At 68.1% G+C, this 3,226-nt stretch carries 5 protein-coding genes; 4 read left to right on the top strand and 1 reads right to left on the bottom strand.

Features of this window, described 5'->3' with window-relative positions:
• Positions 1-244: allophanate hydrolase-related protein (locus tag CVM52_RS27215; RefSeq protein ID WP_442439584.1), on the top strand; the 244-nt coding region annotated here is incomplete at its 5' end.
• Between the two features lie 8 nt (positions 245-252).
• On the opposite strand, the gene CVM52_RS24730 is transcribed toward CVM52_RS27215, so the two are convergent.
• A complete protein-coding gene (locus CVM52_RS24730; protein WP_100164945.1) occupies positions 253-630 on the bottom strand; it encodes an AtzH-like domain-containing protein in 378 nt (125 codons plus the stop codon).
• A gap of 47 nt (positions 631-677) precedes the next feature.
• Between CVM52_RS24730 and CVM52_RS24725 the strand changes: the two genes are divergently transcribed.
• The 3 genes from CVM52_RS24725 to CVM52_RS24715 are packed head-to-tail and all read left to right on the top strand — an operon-like array spanning position 678 to position 3,162.
• Positions 678-1,364 (top strand): cysteine hydrolase family protein, encoded by a 687-nt coding sequence (locus CVM52_RS24725; RefSeq protein ID WP_100164944.1) that lies wholly within the window; start codon positions 678-680, stop codon positions 1,362-1,364.
• A gap of 17 nt (positions 1,365-1,381) precedes the next feature.
• On the top strand, positions 1,382-2,962 hold the full coding sequence (locus CVM52_RS24720; protein WP_100164943.1) for a regulator: 1,581 nt from the start codon (positions 1,382-1,384) through the stop codon (positions 2,960-2,962).
• Between the two features lie 5 nt (positions 2,963-2,967).
• Positions 2,968-3,162 (top strand): DUF4089 domain-containing protein, encoded by a 195-nt coding sequence (locus CVM52_RS24715; RefSeq protein WP_100164942.1) that lies wholly within the window; start codon positions 2,968-2,970, stop codon positions 3,160-3,162.
• The last annotated feature ends 64 nt before the right edge of the window (positions 3,163-3,226 follow it).

Here is a 3,226-nt window from a genome sequence, read left to right as displayed (position 1 = left end):
GCGGCCCGGCCTGGTGCGCCGCCGCGACGGCGCGGCCATCGCGGTCGAGGTCTGGGCGCTGCCCGAGGCCGAAGTTGGTAGTTTCCTGGCCGGCATCCCGTCGCCGCTGGGGCTGGGCACGCTGACGCTGGCCGATGGCAGCAGCCCAAAGGGGTTCCTGTGCGAGGCCTTCGCCACCGCCGGGGCCGAGGATGTCACCCATCTGGGCGACTGGCGCCGGGTGCTGGCGGAGGCGGCGGCGTGAGCGGCGCCTCAGCCGGTCAGGCTCACATGGGCCGAGACGATGCGCCAGCCTTCGGGGCGGCGCATCCACACCTGGCTCTGGGCGCCGCGCCGGCCCGATCCGACACGGCGGTATTCGCAGGTCGCCACGCCCAGATCGGGCGACAGCGCCACGATGCGCACCTGCGACAGCACCCGTTCGACATCGGACACGTCGCGCGCCCGGCGAAAGGCGGCGATCTCCTGGTGTCCGTACAGCCCGCCATCCGGCCCCAGCCGCACCGCGCGCGGGTCATTCCAGAAAAACCCCGTCAGCGCGGCGATGTCATTGGTCCGCAGCGCGGCCTCGTAGGCGTCGAATTTGGCGCGGATCTCTGCCGCGACCCGCTGTTCGTCGTCTTTCGTCATATGTCGTCCTGCCCGGTCACTTCCCTTATTCGAAAGGAACGCCAGAAATGAGCGAAGTTCAACTCTGTGCCGAACCGGCGCCGCTGGCCTTTTCCCCGGCGCGCGCGGCCTTGGTGCTGATCGACATGCAGCGCGACTTCCTCGAACCGGGCGGTTTTGGCGAGACGCTGGGCAATGACGTGTCGCTGCTGCAGGCCGCCGTCGAACCCTGCCAGCGGGCGCTGGCGGCGGCGCGCGCGGCGGGAATGCTGGTGATCCATACCCGCGAAGGCCACCGCCCCGACCTGTCCGATGCGCCGCCCGCCAAGGTCGCGCGCGGCGCGCCGTCGCGGCGGATCGGCGATCCGGGGCCGATGGGGCGGATCCTGATCCGGGGCGAGCCGGGCCACGACATCGTCGAGGCGCTGTATCCGGCACGGGGCGAGCCGGTGATAGACAAGCCCGGCAAGGGCGCCTTTCACCAGACCGACCTGATGCAGATGTTGCGCAACCGCGGCATCGACACCTTGTTCGTCTGCGGCGTGACCACCGAGGTCTGCGTGCACACGACAATCCGAGAAGGCAACGACCGCGGCTTTCGCTGCGTGGCGCTGGGCGATGCCTGCGCCTCTTACTTCCCCGAGTTCCACCGCGTGGGGCTCGACATGATCAAGGCCCAGGGCGGCATCTTCGGATGGGTCAGCGATGCCGCTGCCTTTTCCGGGGCATTGGATGCCGCCGCACAGGCCGCGTGACCGACAGGAGAGACAACATGGAACGGACAAAGACACCGGCGCTGTGGACGCCGGGCGACTGGAATGCGCTTTTTGGTCTTGGGACCAATGTATTGGTGAACCTTCTGGTGATGACCGGCCTGCTGAAATTCGTGGTGGGCCTGCCCGACGACCTGACCTTCGGGCGCATTCTGCCCGCGGTCGGGCTGATGCTGTTCCTGGGCAATATCTACTATGCCTGGATGGGTTATCGTCTGGCCCGGAAAGAGGGGCGCGACGATGTCTGCGCGCTGCCCTCGGGGCCATCGGTGCCGCATATGTTCATCGTGGTCTTCGTGATCATGCTGCCGATTCTGGGCCAGACCGGCGATCCGGTAAAGGCGTGGCAGGCCGGGCTGGCCTGGGTGTTCCTGCAGGGCTTCATCTTGATCGGCGGCGGTTTTGTCGCGCCGTTCATCCGCAAGATCACCCCGCGCGCGGCGCTGCTGGGGACGCTGGCGGGGGTGTCGATCGCCTTCATCTCGATGCGGCCGGCGACCGAGATCTTCATGACCTCGATCATCGGGCTGACCTGCCTGGCGATCATCATGGTCAGCTGGTTCGGCGGTGTGCGCTATCCGCGTGGCTTGCCTGCGGGGCTGGTGGCGATCCTGGTCGGCATGGTTCTGGCCTGGGGCGCCACGGCGCTGGGGCTGCCGGAAATCGGCGGCATGAGCGGCGCCGCCCTGGCCAGCAGTTTTGCCAGCTTTGGCTTTTCGATCCCGATCCCGGCCATTGGCCACGTGTTCTCCGGCTTTGAATTCCTCGGCTTTATCCTGGTCACGGCGATCCCCTTCGGCGTCTACGACCTGGTCGAGGCGATGGACAACGTGGAAAGCGCCGAAGCCGCCGGTGACACCTATTCCACCACCGAGGCGCTGACCGCCGAGGGCACCATATCGCTGATCGGCACGCTGCTGGGCTCGCCCTTTGCCAATGCGGTCTATATCGGCCATCCCGGCTGGAAAAGCATGGGCGGGCGCATCGGCTATTCCGCCGCGACCGGTCTGTTCGTGCTGTGCCTGGCCTGGTTCGGCATCCTCGCGGTGTTCCTGAACCTGGTGCCGGTGGTCGCGATTTCGCCGATCCTGCTCTATATCGGCATGCTGATCGGGGCGCAGGCGTTCCAGACCACGCCGATGAAACACGCCCCCGCGATCATCCTGGGGCTGGTGCCGCACCTGGCCGCCTGGTCGAAAACCCTGATCGACGGCGCCCTCGGCGCGGCTGGGGTGCAGGTGGACGACGCGCTGATTGCCGGCATGGCGCAGAACGGGGTGCTGTATCACGGGCTGGGCCTGCTGGGCAACGGCGCCATCCTGACCGGTCTGGTGCTGGCCGCGATCGGGGTGTTCGTGATCGAGCGGAAATGGACCATGGCGGCCGCCTTTGCCGGGGTCGGCGCGGTGATGAGCTTTTTCGGCTTCATGCACGGGCCGGCGGTCGGCTTTGCGGTGACGCCGTCGATCGCGCTGGCCTATGCGGTGGTGGCCGGGTTCCTCTATGCCTGCGGTCAATTGGGCTGGGCCGATGCCGCCGAAACCGAAACCGGCGCGGCCGAGCCGCAGCCGGCGGAGTGAGCAGGATGGACCTCGACGCCTATATCGACGCGGCATCCAATGCGGTGGGCCTGCCCATCGCCCCCGAATACCGCCGCGGTGTCGCGGGCTTCCTGCAAGGGGCGGCCGATCTGGCCGCGCTGCTGGAGCAGGTGCCGCTGGATGACGCGGAACTGGTGCTGGCGCCGGTCTTCCGCCTGCCGGGCAGCGACGATGGCTGAACTGCCCTGGGCCTTCGCCGGCGAGATCGCCGGCGCGGTCACCGCCCGCCGGACCAGCGCGGCG

The sequence above is a fragment of the Pseudooceanicola lipolyticus genome (assembly GCF_002786325.1).
GTDB classification, from domain to species: Bacteria; Pseudomonadota; Alphaproteobacteria; order Rhodobacterales; family Rhodobacteraceae; genus Pseudooceanicola_C; species Pseudooceanicola_C lipolyticus.
The sequence above is the reverse complement of the archived record's forward strand: the minus strand, read 5'-3'. Positions and strand labels throughout refer to the sequence as shown.

Coding starts and splice junctions, on each gene's coding strand:
- CVM52_RS24730 (WP_100164945.1), bottom strand. CDS start 630: ATGACGAAAGACGACGAACAGCGGGTCGCGGCAGAGATCCGCGCCAAA.
- CVM52_RS24715 (WP_100164942.1), top strand. CDS start 2,968: ATGGACCTCGACGCCTATATCGACGCGGCATCCAATGCGGTGGGCCTG.
- CVM52_RS24720 (WP_100164943.1), top strand. CDS start 1,382: ATGGAACGGACAAAGACACCGGCGCTGTGGACGCCGGGCGACTGGAAT.
- CVM52_RS24725 (WP_100164944.1), top strand. CDS start 678: ATGAGCGAAGTTCAACTCTGTGCCGAACCGGCGCCGCTGGCCTTTTCC.